General features: G+C 72.9%; 15 protein-coding genes and 2 pseudogenes. 10 read left to right on the plus strand and 7 right to left on the minus strand.

Annotation, left to right across the window (positions count from 1 at the left end; genetic code table 11):
• Positions 1 to 53: 53 nt before the first annotated feature.
• On the plus strand, positions 54 to 959 hold the full coding sequence (locus ACX25U_RS33820; protein ID WP_454385713.1) for a universal stress protein: 906 nt from the start codon (positions 54 to 56) through the stop codon (positions 957 to 959).
• Positions 960 to 986: 27 nt separating this feature from the next.
• A pseudogene (locus tag ACX25U_RS33825) lies at positions 987 to 1,151 on the plus strand (zinc-dependent alcohol dehydrogenase); the annotation flags it as partial.
• Between the two features lie 87 nt (positions 1,152 to 1,238).
• Here ACX25U_RS33825 and ACX25U_RS33830 read toward each other — a convergent pair.
• Positions 1,239 to 1,481: an STAS domain-containing protein gene (locus ACX25U_RS33830; protein WP_454394632.1), complete on the minus strand. Its 243-nt coding sequence runs from the start codon at positions 1,479 to 1,481 to the stop codon at positions 1,239 to 1,241.
• Positions 1,482 to 1,953: 472 nt separating this feature from the next.
• Between ACX25U_RS33830 and ACX25U_RS33835 the strand changes: the two genes are divergently transcribed.
• The 6 genes from ACX25U_RS33835 (at position 1,954) to ACX25U_RS33860 (ending at position 7,201) form a co-directional block, all read left to right on the plus strand.
• On the plus strand, positions 1,954 to 3,024 hold the full coding sequence (locus tag ACX25U_RS33835) for a zinc-dependent alcohol dehydrogenase family protein (protein WP_454385715.1): 1,071 nt from the start codon (positions 1,954 to 1,956) through the stop codon (positions 3,022 to 3,024).
• A 122-nt stretch (positions 3,025 to 3,146) separates the two neighbouring features.
• The gene (locus ACX25U_RS33840) at positions 3,147 to 3,587 is read left to right on the plus strand and encodes a pyridoxamine 5'-phosphate oxidase family protein (RefSeq protein ID WP_454385426.1); all 441 of its coding nucleotides are present in this window, start codon (positions 3,147 to 3,149) and stop codon (positions 3,585 to 3,587) included.
• A gap of 29 nt (positions 3,588 to 3,616) precedes the next feature.
• Positions 3,617 to 4,306, plus strand: a complete 690-nt coding sequence (locus tag ACX25U_RS33845) for a CBS domain-containing protein (RefSeq protein ID WP_454385717.1) — start codon at positions 3,617 to 3,619, stop codon at positions 4,304 to 4,306.
• Positions 4,307 to 4,588: 282 nt separating this feature from the next.
• A complete protein-coding gene (locus ACX25U_RS33850) occupies positions 4,589 to 5,482 on the plus strand; it encodes a universal stress protein (protein ID WP_454385719.1) in 894 nt (297 codons plus the stop codon).
• A gap of 184 nt (positions 5,483 to 5,666) precedes the next feature.
• On the plus strand, positions 5,667 to 6,653 hold the full coding sequence (locus ACX25U_RS33855; protein ID WP_454385721.1) for an Acg family FMN-binding oxidoreductase: 987 nt from the start codon (positions 5,667 to 5,669) through the stop codon (positions 6,651 to 6,653).
• A 71-nt stretch (positions 6,654 to 6,724) separates the two neighbouring features.
• Entirely contained in the window at positions 6,725 to 7,201 is a 477-nt protein-coding gene (locus tag ACX25U_RS33860) for a hemerythrin domain-containing protein (protein ID WP_454385723.1), read from the plus strand.
• Between the two features lie 10 nt (positions 7,202 to 7,211).
• Here ACX25U_RS33860 and ACX25U_RS33865 read toward each other — a convergent pair.
• Both ACX25U_RS33865 and ACX25U_RS33870 read right to left on the minus strand, forming a co-directional pair.
• Positions 7,212 to 7,703, minus strand: a pseudogene (locus ACX25U_RS33865) (DUF1360 domain-containing protein).
• Between the two features lie 72 nt (positions 7,704 to 7,775).
• Positions 7,776 to 8,582 (minus strand): ribonuclease BN, encoded by an 807-nt coding sequence (locus tag ACX25U_RS33870; protein WP_454385725.1) that lies wholly within the window; start codon positions 8,580 to 8,582, stop codon positions 7,776 to 7,778.
• 221 nt (positions 8,583 to 8,803) lie between these two features.
• Between ACX25U_RS33870 and ctaD the strand changes: the two genes are divergently transcribed.
• On the plus strand, positions 8,804 to 10,486 hold the full coding sequence (gene ctaD, locus ACX25U_RS33875) for an aa3-type cytochrome oxidase subunit I (RefSeq protein ID WP_454385727.1): 1,683 nt from the start codon (positions 8,804 to 8,806) through the stop codon (positions 10,484 to 10,486).
• A gap of 19 nt (positions 10,487 to 10,505) precedes the next feature.
• A complete protein-coding gene (gene ctaF / locus ACX25U_RS33880; protein WP_454385728.1) occupies positions 10,506 to 11,006 on the plus strand; it encodes an aa3-type cytochrome oxidase subunit IV in 501 nt (166 codons plus the stop codon).
• On the opposite strand, the gene qcrB is transcribed toward ctaF, so the two are convergent.
• The 4 genes from qcrB to ACX25U_RS33900 form a co-directional block, all read right to left on the minus strand.
• Positions 10,940 to 12,550: a cytochrome bc1 complex cytochrome b subunit gene (gene qcrB / locus ACX25U_RS33885; RefSeq protein ID WP_454385730.1), complete on the minus strand. Its 1,611-nt coding sequence runs from the start codon at positions 12,548 to 12,550 to the stop codon at positions 10,940 to 10,942. The two genes, ctaF and qcrB, sit on opposite strands and share 67 nt — an antisense overlap.
• A gap of 73 nt (positions 12,551 to 12,623) precedes the next feature.
• Positions 12,624 to 12,974, minus strand: coding sequence for a hypothetical protein (locus ACX25U_RS33890; RefSeq protein ID WP_454385732.1), 351 nt, complete (start codon positions 12,972 to 12,974; stop codon positions 12,624 to 12,626).
• A gap of 47 nt (positions 12,975 to 13,021) precedes the next feature.
• Positions 13,022 to 13,390, minus strand: coding sequence for a DUF6479 family protein (locus ACX25U_RS33895; protein ID WP_454385734.1), 369 nt, complete (start codon positions 13,388 to 13,390; stop codon positions 13,022 to 13,024).
• A 38-nt stretch (positions 13,391 to 13,428) separates the two neighbouring features.
• Positions 13,429 to 13,833: a ChaB family protein gene (locus ACX25U_RS33900; RefSeq protein WP_454385736.1), complete on the minus strand. Its 405-nt coding sequence runs from the start codon at positions 13,831 to 13,833 to the stop codon at positions 13,429 to 13,431.
• Positions 13,834 to 13,843: the final 10 nt, after the last annotated feature.

Raw genomic sequence — 13,843 nt, forward strand, 5'->3', positions numbered from 1 at the left:
CGCGGCGGTAGGAATTCTCTTAGGTGGAACACTCGTTGCAGAAGGAGGAGATCATGCCCCGCACCGTCACCGTCGGTCTCGACGGTTCCCCCGAGAGCCGGGCCGCCGCCGAATGGGCGGCGCGGGAGGCGAAGCTGCTCGGTGTGCCGGTGAAGCTCGTGCACGTGTGGGAGCCCGTGCCGGACCCCATGGCACAGGCGCCGCTGCTCGGTGCGGAGACGCACCGGCACTGGACGGAGAGGGTGCCCCGTGAGGCCGCCGAGGGCCTGCGGCTGCGTCACCCCGGAGTCGAGGTCTTCACCGAGCAACTGCCCGGCCGTCCCGCCGAGTTGCTTGCCAAGCTCGCCAAGGAGGCCGACCTGCTCGTGCTGGGCTCGCGTGCCCTGGGCGGGGTCGGCGGCTTCATGGTCGGCTCCGTCGGGCTGTCCGTCGTCGCGCACGCCGAGCGGCCCGTCGTCCTGGTCCGCGCCGGTGAACAGGCCGCGGACGAGCACGAGATGGACCCCGTGGGCGTCCCCTCCGCCGCGACCGGCTTCCGGCCCGTCGTGCTGGGCCTGGACACCGCCGTCCAGGACGAGGACCTGATCCGCTTCGCCTTCGAGGCGGCCCTGCGCCGCGGCGCCTCGCTGCGCGTCGTGCACGGCTGGTACCCACCGCCGTACTACGGGTACGGCGTGCCCGCCGACGCCGAACTGTACGGGTCGCTCGCGGTCACCGAGGCCACCGCGCTGACCGACGCGCTGCGCCCGTGGCGGCAGAAGTATCCGGACGTCGAGGTCACGGAGGTCTCCCGCCCCGGCAGCGCGGCCCAACTGCTCGTCACCGCCTCCCGGAACGCCTCCCTGGTCGTCGTCGGCCGGCGCGTGCGCCGCAACCCGTTCGGCGCCCACATCGGTCACGTCACCCACGCCGTCCTGCACCACTCCACCGCCCCCGTCGCGGTCGTCGCACACGACTGAACACCCCACAGCCGAGGAGCGAGAAGCGTGAAGGCAGCGGTCGTACGGAGCTTCGGCGAGCCCCTGGTCATCAAGGAACGCCCGGACCCCGAGCCGGGCCCCGGCCAGGTCCGCATCCGCGTCGAGGCGTGCGGGCTGTGCCACACCGACATCCACGCCGCCCACCGCCACAGCCGCCTTCGGACGCGCCCCTTGCGCTTCCCGCCGCTCATCGGCCGCCACCTCCTCGTTCCGTACTTTCGGACATGGCAGTGGTGACCGTGGTGGGGGAGGGGCCGGTCAGCCCTGTCCTACGGGGGCCATCGGCCCCTGCCGGGAGACCGGCCCGGCAGCCGGGGCCGTCCCGAACTCCGGCAGCAGCACGAAGAAACCGTCCAGACCGGTGCGGCGCAGGATCCGCCGGAAGGACGCGCTGCCGCTGACCAGCCGCAGCCGGCCCCCGCGGGCGGCGACCCGGTTGCGTGCCCGGCACGGCAGACCCAGTCCGGCGCAGTCGATGAAGGCCGCGGGCCGCAGGTCGATCGAGTACGAGGTCCGGCCGGGGCCCGGCGGTGAGCGCGTCGAGGCGCGGGGCGAGGGACAGCCTCGTGACGAGGTCGACCTCGCCGCTGAGGGTCACGACGGTGGTGGCGCCGACGGTGCGTTCCGTGTGGCTCCGGACGGGCCTGGCGTGGCTCTCGGACATGCTGCCGGCAAAGCCGGTCCGGCAGGATGCGCGGGAGGGGCCGTTCGGTCCCTTCTCGAAGGCCCGAAGAGCCCCGGCCGAAGGCCTGGACAGCCCCGGGCCGCCGGCCGCCCCGTACGAGCGTGCCCCGGTCGGCCGGCCGGTGGGGCCGGCCGGCCCAAGCGCGACGCCGAACCGTCGGACAAGCTGGAGCTGTGGGGCAATCCCGGCGGCACACGTCGGCGTCCGGGCCGCGCCCGCCCACCGCGGACCGCCGGGTCCCGCCCACCGTCCGAGAACCCGTCCGAGCAGAAGAGGGTGAGGGTCGGTATGAAGGGCTACGTCTTCCACGGTCCCGGGCAGTCCGCCTGGGAGGAGGTCCCCGATCCGGACGTCATGGAGCCCACCGACGCCGTCGTCCGCGTCGACATCGTCACCATCTGCGGCACCGACCTGCACATCCTCAGGGGCGACGTGCCCGAGGTCCGCCCCGGCACGGTGCTGGGGCACGAGGCCGTCGGCGAGGTCGTCGAGATCGGTGCCGACGTGCGCACGGTACGGCCGGGGGACCGGGTCCTGGTCTCCTGCATCACCGCCTGCGGCCGGTGCCGCTACTGCCGCGAGGCCGTGTACGGCCAGTGCCTGGGCGGCGGGGGCTGGATCCTCGGCCACCGCGTCGACGGCACCCAGGCGGAGTTCGTCCGCGTGCCCTTCGCCGACCTGTCCGTGCATCCGCTGCCCGCGGCGGTGGCCGGCGAGGACGCCGTGCTGCTGGCCGACGTCTTCCCCACCGCCTACGAGGTCGGCGTGCTCAACGGGCGGGTGGGGCCCGGGGACACCGTCGCCGTGGTCGGCGCCGGGCCCGTCGGGCTGGCGGCGATCGCCACCGCCCGGCTGTTCGCGCCCGAGCGCGTCATCGCCGTGGACATGGCCCCGGCCCGGCTGGAGGCCGCGCGCAAGCTCGGCGCCGAGGCGGTGGCCGACGCCCGCGAGGCCCCCGAGCAGCTGGTCGCCGACCTCACCGGCGGGCTCGGCGCGGACGTGGTGGTCGAGGCGGTGGGGGTGCCGGAGACCTTCGAGGTGTGCATGCGCATGGTGCGGCCCGGCGGCCACGTCGCCAACGTCGGCGTGCACGGCAAGCCGGCGACCCTGCACCTGGAAGAGCTGTGGATCAAGAACGTGACCATCACCACGGGCCTGGTGGACACCTGCTCCACGCCCGTCCTGCTGAAGATGGCGGCCGCCGGCCGGCTGCCCGCCTCCCAGCTGGTCACGCACATCTTCCCGCTGGAACGCATGGAGGAGGCGTACGACGTCTTCGCGCACGCCGCCGAGACCGGGGCGCTCAAGGTCGTCCTCGGCGGGCCGCAGCACGAGGTCGTCCCCGTGACCCCGGCCTGACCGGGCCCTTCTTCTCGGCGACCCGGGACCGACGGCCCTCGTCCTGCGGTCCGGGCCGTCGGAGGATGGGGGTACGTGCCACGGCTGTGCCGGCCGTACCGGGCGGAAGGACGGGATGGCTGATGTATCGCAACGACGGGTTCCGTGAGCTCGACCGGCAGGAGTGTCTGCGGCTGTTGGGCAAGGTGCCGGTGGGGCGTGTCGTCCATACGCGGCACGCGCTGCCCGCGGTGCTTCCGGTGAACTTCGCCCTGGACGACGGCGGTGCGGTGCTGCTGCGTACCTCGGCCGACTCCGAGCTGGTCCGTTCGGTCGACGGTGCGGTGGTGGCCTTCGAGGCGGACGAGGTGGACGTGGTGGCCCGGTCGGGGTGGAGTGTGGTCGTCACCGGTCCCGCCTCGGTGGTGACCGATCCGGCCGAGCGGCGGCGGCTGGCCGTGAGCGGTCCGCGTTCCTGGGTGCCCTGGCCCCGGGAGGTCTTCGTCCGTATCGAGCCGGAACTGGTCACGGGCCGCGAACTGGTCGGCGGGCGCAGCATGTACGGCCTCGACCCACTCCCCTGACCTTTCGACCGGACCCACAGGAGGGCGCCATGCAGGATTACCGGTACACCGTCGGTGACGTGATGACCCGTACCGTCGTCGCCCTGGCCGGTGGTGCGATGTTCAAGGAGATCGTGCGGACGATGGAGCGGTGGGGCGTCAGCGCGATGCCCGTGCTGGACGGCGGCGGCCGGGTGATCGGCGTCGTCTCGGAGGCCGACCTGCTGCGCAAGGAGGAGTTCCGTGCCGGTGACCCGGACCTGCCCGGCCAGGTGTGGCGTCCGGTGGACGAGGCCAAGGCGGGGGCCGCGACCGCCGAGGAGCTGATGACCACCCCGGCCGTCACCGTCCACCCCGACGCCGGCCTGGGCCGGGCGGCCCGCCTCATGGCCCGTCGCGGCGTCAAGCGCCTGCCGGTCGTCGACGACGACGGCGTGCTCACCGGCATCGTCAGCCGCTCCGACCTGCTCAAGGTCTTCCTGCGCAGCGACGAGGACATCGCCGAGGAGGTCCGCCACCGGCTTGCCGCCGCCCCGTTCCCGGCCCCGCCGGAGTCGATACGCGTGACCGTGCGCGAGGGCGTCGTCACCCTCACCGGCCGCGTCCAGGACACCTCCCTGACACCTCTCGCCATACGCCTGACGCGCTCCGTCGAGGGCGTGGTGGACGTCCACAGCGCCCTCGCGGGACCGCCCCGCCGCCCCCTGCTCGAACCCGACCTGGCCGACGAGCAACCCTAGGACCTGCCCGGTGGACCATGCCGCAGACGCGGGGTCCGGCACTCCCCCGAGCTCTTCGAGCAGGGGGGACCCCCACCCCGAGCTCTTCGAGCAGGGGGGACCCCATCGCCCCCGCTCACCTGGGCTGACAGGCCCCGTGGCCTGGAGCGGGCCTGATCCGCCGGACAGGCCCTGGTAAGACCACCGAGCGGCCGATCGGCTCCCCTGCCGGGGACCTTGGGCCCTCCTGCGGCAGGGCGTCGACGACGAGAGTGGAGTCGTCCACTCAAGGAGGCCGCTGCCATGTCGACCATTCCTGTCCGTCCCGTCGTCGTCGGCCTTGACGGCAGCCGCGCCGGCCTCGCCGCGGCCGACTGGGCCGCCCGCGAGGCCCTGCTGCGCGGTGTGCCGCTGCGGCTCGTGCACGCCTGGGAACAGCTGATCGTCCCGTACGCGTCCCTCGCGGGCGTGGCCATCCCGCCGGACCCCAAGAGGTCCGCGCGCCTGCTCACCGACGCCCGGGCCCACCTGTCGCGCCGTCACCCCGGCCTCGAGGTCATCACCGACCGCCTTCCCGGGGATCCCGCGACGGCCCTCGTGGCCGCGGGGACGGACGGCGAGATGCTGGTGCTCGGCTCGCGCGGTCTGGGCAGGACCGCCGGTTTCCTGCTCGGTTCCGTGGCCCGGACGGTGGTGGCGCGGGCGGAAGGACCGGTCGTACTGGTCCGCGCCGCCGACGCCGGAAAGCCGGAGGGCCACATTCAGGAGCCGGCAGCGGGCGGTGGCGCCGGCGGCGATGTGGTCGTCGGTGTGGACCTGGACGGCCCCGACGACACCGTACTCGCGTTCGCCTTCGAGGCCGCCGCGCGGCGCGGCACCGCCCTCCGCGTCGTTCACGGCCGCGGCCCGGCGGACGGGCCCGCCGACGGCGCCGACCTCGCGGAGACGGACTCCGTGACCGCTCCGTTCGGGGACGTGCTCCGTCCCTGGCAGGAGAAGTTCCCCGGCGTGCCGGTGACCGCCCAGGCCGCGATCGGCCAGGCCGGCGCCCACCTGGTCGACGCCTCGAGGGACGCCGCGCTGCTGGTCGTCGGGCGGACGGTCCGGCAGGGCGCGCTCGGCACGCACATCGGACCGGTCACCGACGCGGTGCTGCGCCACGCGATGCCGCCGGTCGCGGTGATCCCCCACACCTGACCGCGACCCACGCGGCAGGGCGGCCGACCGCCCGGAAGACGGGACGAACGGGCCGAAAGGCCCCATCGCCGGTCCCGGCCCGGGCCGGTCGGCTCATGCGACGAGGGCCCGGGCAGGAGTTCACTGGGCCGCAGAACGAGCGGAATCCCGGCAGCCGTAAGGCGCCCGGCCCGAGGAGGTTGCGATGGCCACGCGACAGCTCGACACCACGACGGTGACCGCGCTGGTCGCCGAGGCCACGGCCGCCCCGTCCATGCACAACGCCCAGCCCTGGAGGTTCCGCCTCGTCCCGGACGAGGCCCTGCTCCTGCTGTACGCCGACCTCCAGCGGGCCATGCACCGGACCGACCCCGGCCACCGGGCCCTGCACATCGGATGCGGAGCGGCGCTGTTCAACCTGCGGGTCGCCGCCGCGCACGCCGGTCTCAGCCCCGAGGTCCGGCTGCTGCCCGATCCGGCGGACCCGCTGCTGCTCGCCGCGGTGCGCCTGGCGGAACCCGCGACGAACGACGACGATCTACGACGGCTGCACCCGGCGATCTCCAGGCGGCACACCAGCCGCTACCCGTTCGCCGAGCGGGACGTCCCGGAGGACGTCCGCGCCGCGCTGCGGGCGGCGGCGGCCCGGGAGGGCGCCGAGCTGCTCTTTCCCGGGCGCTGGCACACCGAGGCCGTACTGGAGCTGGTCCGCGACGCGGAGGGCCGGGAAACCCTGGACCCCGTCACCAGGGAGGATCTGACGCGCTGGACCCGGCTCGGCCCGGAGGCCGACGCCGCCACCGACGGCGTCCCCGAGTACGCCTTCGGACCCCGCCGCCGCGACGGAAGGGCCCCGTTGCGCGACTTCGCCGGCCGCCGGCCGGTGGCCGGCCGCGGTGCCGCCGACTTCGAACGCAACCCGCAGCTGGCCCTGTTGAGCACCCGCGGCGACACACCGGCCGACTGGCTGCTCGCCGGCCAGGCGCTGGAGCGGGTTCTGCTGGAGGCGACCTCGGCGGGCCTCGCCACCTCCCTGACCTCCCACCCGCTGGAGAGCCCGGACCTGCGCCTGCTGGCCCGCGACCCGGTGTCGGGCAGCGGCCACGTCCAGATGGTGCTGCGCCTCGGCTACGGACCCGGCGGGCCCGCCAGCCCCCGCCGCCCGGTCCGCGAGGTCCTCGAATTCACCTGAGACCGCACCGACCGGACGCACCGGTCAGACCGCACAGACCAGACCGCACCGATCAGGAGGAGAACAAACCGATGTGCGAACACTGCGGCTGCCGGAGTCTGGCATCGATCGACGAGCCGACCCGCGAGCACGAGACAGTGGTGAACCTCATCGGCCAGGTGCGACAGGCCCACCGGGACGGCGACATCGCCCGCATGGCGGACCTGGCCCGGCAGATCGCTTCCGTGCTCGGTTCGCACCCCGAGGTGGAGGAACACGGCCTGTTCCCCGCCCCCGCCCCGGAGTTTCCCGAGAAGATCGCCGCACCGGAGGCGGAGCACCGCCGCATCGAGCGGGTGCTCGCCGAGGCGGACACCGGTGTCCCGGCGGACCCCGGATGGCCCGCACGCCTCACCGACGCACTCGCACTCCTGCGTGAACACATCCTCAGGGAGCAGGACGGAGTCCTCCCCGCCGCTCTGGCCTTCCTGACCACCGAACAGTGGGAGACCGCCGAAGCGGCACGCCCCCGGGCGGCCTCCCGCGCACCCCAGCCTTCGGTCCCGTGAGTGCGAGCTCTCAGCCCTCGGCCTTCTGTTCCGTGAAGCTCCAGGCGTACTGGAGCCAGTCGGCGACGGTGACGGCGCCCAGGCCGGCGCAGACGAGGCGGGCGGCGCGGGGGGCGCAGGCGTAGCCGGCGGTCAGGGTGGCGGCGACCCAGACGGAGGTGCAGAAGGGGCAGGACACCAGGTCGCCGACGGCGCGGCGGACGCCGGTGCCGCGGGGTTCGTCCATCACCTCACCGGCCGGGATGTCGTCCGTACGGCGGGTGAAGGGGGCGCGCAGGAAGCTGGTGACCTTGTCCTTGGTCAGCAGCCGGGAAGCCTTGAACGTCGCCCCGCCCAGCAGGGCGACGTCCCACGGCGGAACCCGGTCGGGCAGGCGTACGCCCCGGCGACGGGCCGTCACGGCGAACAGCGCCGCGCCCGCCGTGAACGCCGCCGCCAGCGCGGCTTACCCGCCGAGAGGCACCTCGCCCTGTTCGTCGTAGGACCGCTCCGCGGCTGCCATGACAGCCTCCCTGGTCGGTGTCGTGTCGTGAGGATCATGTGGCCCGGCACGGGTGCCCCGCCGGGCGCGGGCTCATTCGTAGCCGGCTTCCTCGTGCTGCAGCAGGTGCCCCATCCGGTCGCAGAACAGATGGCCGACCAGCGCGCCGCCGTAGACGACGAACCCCACGCCGATCAGCCAGGACTCCACCACCAGGATGGTGCCGATGGCGCCGTAGCTGACCGCGTTGGTCACGATCAGCGGGGTGAACACCAGGTACGAGAAGGCCCGCAGGCCCACCAGGCCCACCATGGTGGCGACGGCGCCGGGGAACAGCAGCCGCCAGCGCACCTGGTGACCGAGGAAGAAGTGCGGACCCCACCAGAAGAACAGCACGCCCACGCCCACGCTCATCAGCATCCGGTGCGTCCCCTCGAGCACGGTGCGGGTGACCACCTGCACGTACAGGTACGCCATCAGCGCGATCAGCCAGACGACCTGGCGCCAGATCCGGTGCCACGGGCCGGAGGGCAGCCGCCAGATCCGCTCGTAGGCGTTCTGCACGCTCGACGCGAAGGACACGCCGAACACGACGAGCAGCACCAGACCCCACACGCTGGTGGCGGCGGCCACCTTGACCGGCGGATTGAAGACCTCCGTGAGCACGCGGGAGGAGCGGCCGGACAGGTCCATGCCGTCCACCAGCCACAGCGCGAACCCGGAATGGTGCAGGGGATCGAGCGCGGCCACCACGATCAGCAGGGGCGCCAGGGTGACCAGGCAGAGCGTGGCGAATCCCATCGCCCGGTGCATGAGCTCCAGCCGTTTGCCGCGCCGGTAGAGCTCAACGACCCACCCGAGGTGCGTCGTCGGGCGTTCGCTGGATCCCCGCTCGCTCAACGCGGCCGCCGTGGGCGTCCGTCTCCGGGAGCGGCGCCGTGCGACGCCGCCGGACAGAACCGAGTCGGACGTGACATGGCGACGACGCCTCCTCTCCGAGCGCGGGTGGCCGGCACGCGGCCGCGCAAACCCAATCATCGCGATCCGGTCCGCCCGGCGCACCCGGGCGGCGCCCGGAAACGGGCGGCGTGAGAGCGGCCGGCCCGGGTACCCACGGCCCCATGGCGGTGGACAGCAGGACCGCGCGGCGGGGGCGCCGGGCGCCGCGGCAGCGGACGAACCCGGGACTCGGACGGGCCCTGACGCGCTGGGCCACCACGACCGATCACAAGGTGATCGGCAACCTCTACATGACGACGGCGTTCTCGTTCTTCCTCTTCGGCGGCGTCCTCGCCCTGCTGATGCGGGCCGAACTCGCCCGTCCGGGACTGCAGTTGTTCAGCACCGAGCAGTACAACCAGCTGTTCACGATCCACGGCACGGTGATGATGCTGCTGTTCGCGACCCCCTTGTTCGTGGGGTTCGCCAACGCCGTCATGCCGTTGCAGATAGGCGCCCCGGACGTCGCCTTCCCCCGGCTCAACGCGCTGTCGTACTGGCTGTACCTGTTCGGCGGACTGATGGTGGTCTCCGGGTTCCTGGTGCCCGGGGGAGCGGCCGGCTTCGGCTGGTTCGCCTACGCGCCGCTCAACAGCGCCGTCCACAGCCCCGGCGCGGGCGGCGACCTGTGGGTCATGGGACTGGTGGTCACCGGCGTGTCCACGACGCTCGGCGCGGTCAACCTCATCACCACGATCCTGTGCCTGCGCGCCCCCGGCATGACCATGTTCCGGATGCCGATCTTCACCTGGAACGTGCTGTTCACCTCGATCCTCGTCCTGCCCGCGTTCCCCGTCCTGACCGCCGCCCTGCTGGCGCTGGAGGCGGACCGGAAGTTCGGCGCGCGGATCTTCGAGGCAGGCGACGGCGGCGCGCTGCTGTGGCAGCACCTGTTCTGGTTCTTCGGCCATCCCGAGGTCTACATCGTCGCCCTGCCGTTCTTCGGCATCGTCTCCGAGATCATCCCGGTCTTCAGCCGCAAACCGATCTTCGGCTACATCAGCCTGATCGGCGCCACCGTCGCGATCACCATGCTCTCGGCGGTGGTGTGGGCCCACCACATGTTCGCCACCGGGGCGGTGCTGCTGCCGTTCTTCTCCCTGACGTCGTTCCTCATCGCCGTGCCGACGGGGGTGAAGTTCTTCAACTGGATCGGCACCATGATCAAGGGCTCGCTGTCCTTCGAGACCCCCATGCTGTGGTCGCTCGGCTTCCTGGTGACGTTCCTGCTCGGCGGCATGAGCGGCGTGCTGATCGCCTCACCGCCGCTGGACTTCCACCTCACCGACAGCTACTTCATCGTGGCCCACCTGCACTACGTGCTCTTCGGCACCGTGGTGTTCGCGATGTTCGCAGGCTTCTACTTCTGGTGGCCGAAGTTCACCGGCCGCCGCCTCGACGAACGCCTGGGCAGGATCCACTTCTGGACCCTGTTCACCGGCTTCCAGACCACCTTTCTCGTCCAGCACTGGCTCGGCGAGTCGGGCATGCCGCGCCGTTACGCCGACTACCTGGCCGCCGACGGCTTCACCCTGCTCAACACCATCAGCTCCGTCGGAGCCTTCCTGCTGGGCCTGTCCACCCTGCCGTTCCTCTACAACGTGTGGCGGTCGACCCGGTACGGGACGAAGGTGCGGACCGACGATCCCTGGGGCTACGGCCGCTCCCTGGAGTGGGCCACCTCCTGCCCGCCGCCGCGGCACAACTTCACCGCGCTGCCCCGCATCCGCTCCGAGTCCCCGGCGTTCGACCTGCACCACCCCGACATCGTTCAGTCCGACACCGTCCAGCACGACCAGCGGTGACCGAAGAGAGGCATTCCCTGTGAGAACCGAGGCCCGGCTCTTCATCGGCGTGGCGGTCTTCTTCGGCGTGGCGGCCGTCGGCCACGGCTGGTGGAGCCGTACGGAACCCGCCGGCACCGCCGCCCTGGCGGTGACCGGCCTGATGGCCGCGCTGGTCGCGTTCTTCCTGTACGCGCAGGCCCGCAGGCGCGGCCCGCGGGCCCAGGACCGGTCCGACACCGAGGTGGTGGACACCGCGGGACCGCTGGACTTCTTCTCCCCGCACAGCCCCTGGCCGATCACCGTGGCGTCCGGCGCCGTCCTGCTGGCCCTCGGCGTCGTCTTCGGCCTGTGGCTCGCTCTCATCGGCTTCGGCCTGCTCGGGTACGGGGTGCTCGGCCTGGTGTTCCAGCACGCGGGCCGGGACGACCCGAACAGCGCGCCGACCGGCCCGGACGTCGCCGTCCGGCCCTCTCAGCCCTCCAGTTCGCGCTCCGACTCCGGCCCGTCCTCGCCCCGACCCTCCACGCGGTCGCCGTAGTACCAGGAGCTCAGCGTCGCCCGCAGCCGCTGCACCTGCGATACGCCCCCGTCGCCGCCCTCCGGCGACTCCAGCGGTCGCGGCAGCTCCCGCGCCGACAGCACGTACCTCGTCTCCTTGTCCACCGGAGTGCGGCTCCCGGTGTAGCCGCCGGCCACCGTCTGACGCACCTCGCCGGTCTCCTCGCCCTCGGCCAGCCGCTCCAGCTCCGCCTCCCGCAGTGCCAGGCACACCCGTTTGGTGACCATGAGGGCCAGCGGCGGCAGGACGACCAGCAGGATCCGGAAGGTCCAGGTCAAGGTGTTGAGGGAGACCTTGAAGGTGTGCGCGAGGATGTCGTTGCCGCCCGCGGCGAGCAGCACGCCGTAGAAGCAGATCGCGGCCACCCCCAGCCCGGTGCGTACGGGCCTGTCGCGCGGCCGGTCGCACAGGTGGTGCTCCCGCTGGTCCCCGGTGGTCCACGCCTCGAAGAACGGATAGGCGTACAGCACCGCGAACAGCGCCAGCGGCAGCACGACGGCGGGCAGGAAGACGTTCCACATGACGGTGTGCCCGGCCACCGTCGTCTCCCACGGCGGCACCAGCCGCAGCGCGCCCTCCAGGAAGCCGACGTACCAGTCCGGCTGCGAGCCGGTCGACACCGCCTCGGGGCGGTAGGGGCCGTACACCCAGACCGGGTTGATCTGCGCCACGCCCGCGAGCAGGGTCAGCACCCCGGACACCATGAAGAACAGCCCGGCCGAGCCCCCCATGAACTGCGGGAACAGGGGCTTGCCCACCGCGTTGCCGTTGGTGCGGCCCCGGCCGGCCCACTGGGTGTGCTTGAGGTGGAACACCAGGATCAGGTGGGCGGTTATGAGGGCGAGCAGCAGCCCGGGGATCAGCAGGATGTGCAACGGGTACAGCCGCGAGACCAGCTCGTGCCCGGGGAACTCGCCGCCGAAGGCGAAGAAGGCGAGGTACGTCCCCACGACCGGGACGGACAGCATGATGCCCTCGGCGATGCGCAGGCCCGTCCCCGACAGCAGGTCGTCCGGCAGCGAGTAGCCGGCGAAGCCCTCGGCGAGAGCGAGCAGGAACAGGGTGACGCCGATCATCCAGTTGATCTCGCGGGGCCGGCGGAACGCGCCGGTGAAGAACACGCGCAGCATGTGCACACCGAGCGCCGCGATGAACACCAGCGCCGCCCAGTGGTGCAGCTGCCGGATCAGCAGCCCGCCGCGGATGTCGAAGCTGATGTGCAGGGTCGAGCGGTACGCCTCCGACATCCGCATCCCGTCCAGCGGCCGGTAGGAGCCGTGGTAGACGACCTCGGTCATCGACGGATGGAAGAACAGGGTCAGCCACACGCCCGTCAGCAGCAGTACGACGAAGCTGTAGAGGGCGATCTCGCCCAGCAGGAACGACCAGTGGTCGGGGAAGGCCTTCCGCAGCAGGCCGCCCCCTTCGGACACCGGCAGCCGCCCGTCGAGCCAGTCGGTGCCCCGCTCCGCCGCATGGCGGGCCCGGGCGGAGGCCCGGGCCCTTCTCTTCCGCAACAGCACGGCGCACGGGTGCCCGCGCGCCGTTGCCGGAAACCAGGCGTGACGTCCGCTCCGCAGGCGGTCCGTGCGCCGTCTATGCGCGGCGGTCGCCCTTCGGCTTGCCCCGCTGGTCCGGGGTGCCGTGCGGCGGCGGGCCGAACGGCTCCGGCGAGGTCGCGGGGGTCACCGGGGAGCCGGCGCGGCCCTCGCCCTGCTCGGGGCGCAGGGCGGTGGGGTCGCCCTGGGTCGGCCGGCCGCCCGACTGGAGCTGCTCCAGGCGTGCGGTCAGCACCTCGGTCACCGGCAGCCGGTCGGCGTGGGTGCGCTCGTGGGCGAGCAGCTCCTCGACCTGCTCGGCGGTCAGTGAGCGCACGCGGCTCTCCAGGGCGCCGAGGGGCAGGTGGTCGTAGTCGGGCAGGGGCAGGGTCTCGCGGTCGTCGGCCATGGATCTCACTCTCTCTGTGCGACGGCCTCGTCTGCGGGCCGGCGGGGTCAGTGGCCGCCCGGCCCGCCGCTGCCGAACGAGCCGCTGCTGCCCTCGTCCCAGCGCGGACGCGTCTGCGTCGGGCTCGTGCGGGACCCGAGGTTGCCGTGCTCCTTGAGCCGGTGCGGGGTCAGCCGGTCACGGCTCCTGGGCATCTCGTCGGGCTCGCGGTTCTCCAGGACCTCACCCACCGGGCCGCCCTCCGGCAGCCGCGGCTGCTCCTCCGGGCGCGGTGGGGCGGGCTCGCGGCGGCGGATGCGTGCGCCCAGCCAGAAGGCGCCGATCAGCAGGACCAGCAGGCCGAGGGCGACGACGAACGGCCAGATGCCGACCGTGTAGCCCCGGGCCGCGGCGATGTCCAGCATTGCGGTACTCATGCCCCCGTGAGTACCCCTGGTCCCCGCCGCGAACCCGCTCACCCGGAGCGTGCCTGCCGGGTCCTCGAGCGGTTCTCCTTGCGGATCGCGTCCAGCAGCTCACCCCTGGACATCCTCGAGCGCCCCTCGACGCCGAGGCGCTTGGCCACGTCGTACAGGTGCTCCTTGGACGCACTCTCGTCGACGCCCTCGCCGCTGCGGCCGCCCTGCCCGCGGGGCCGGGCCGACCGCGGGTCCGAGGGGCCCTTGCGGCCGCCCTCCTTGCGCTCCCAGTGGTCGCCGACCTTCTCGTACTTGTGCTTGAGCGCGCCGTACGCCACCCGGTGCGCCCGCTCGCCCTCGCCGTACTCCTCCACCGCGGAGTCGTGGGCCTTGATCCAGGTCCGCTGAGCGTCCTCGGGGGAGCGCTCCGGCGTCGACGGCAGTTCCTGTCGTCCGGGCACGGATCCACCT

The sequence above is a fragment of the Streptomyces sp. JNUCC 63 genome (assembly GCF_054366325.1).

Bases quoted from the DNA above. Each gene is read 5' to 3' on its own strand.
- ACX25U_RS33820 (WP_454385713.1), top strand. From the start codon at position 54: ATGCCCCGCACCGTCACCGTCGGTCTCGACGGTTCCCCCGAGAGCCGG.
- ACX25U_RS33835 (WP_454385715.1), top strand. From the start codon at position 1,954: ATGAAGGGCTACGTCTTCCACGGTCCCGGGCAGTCCGCCTGGGAGGAG.
- ACX25U_RS33840 (WP_454385426.1), top strand. From the start codon at position 3,147: ATGTATCGCAACGACGGGTTCCGTGAGCTCGACCGGCAGGAGTGTCTG.
- ACX25U_RS33845 (WP_454385717.1), top strand. From the start codon at position 3,617: ATGCAGGATTACCGGTACACCGTCGGTGACGTGATGACCCGTACCGTC.
- ACX25U_RS33850 (WP_454385719.1), top strand. From the start codon at position 4,589: ATGTCGACCATTCCTGTCCGTCCCGTCGTCGTCGGCCTTGACGGCAGC.
- ACX25U_RS33855 (WP_454385721.1), top strand. From the start codon at position 5,667: ATGGCCACGCGACAGCTCGACACCACGACGGTGACCGCGCTGGTCGCC.
- ACX25U_RS33860 (WP_454385723.1), top strand. From the start codon at position 6,725: ATGTGCGAACACTGCGGCTGCCGGAGTCTGGCATCGATCGACGAGCCG.
- ctaD (WP_454385727.1), top strand. From the start codon at position 8,804: ATGGCGGTGGACAGCAGGACCGCGCGGCGGGGGCGCCGGGCGCCGCGG.
- ACX25U_RS33890 (WP_454385732.1), bottom strand. From the start codon at position 12,974: ATGGCCGACGACCGCGAGACCCTGCCCCTGCCCGACTACGACCACCTG.
- ACX25U_RS33895 (WP_454385734.1), bottom strand. From the start codon at position 13,390: ATGAGTACCGCAATGCTGGACATCGCCGCGGCCCGGGGCTACACGGTC.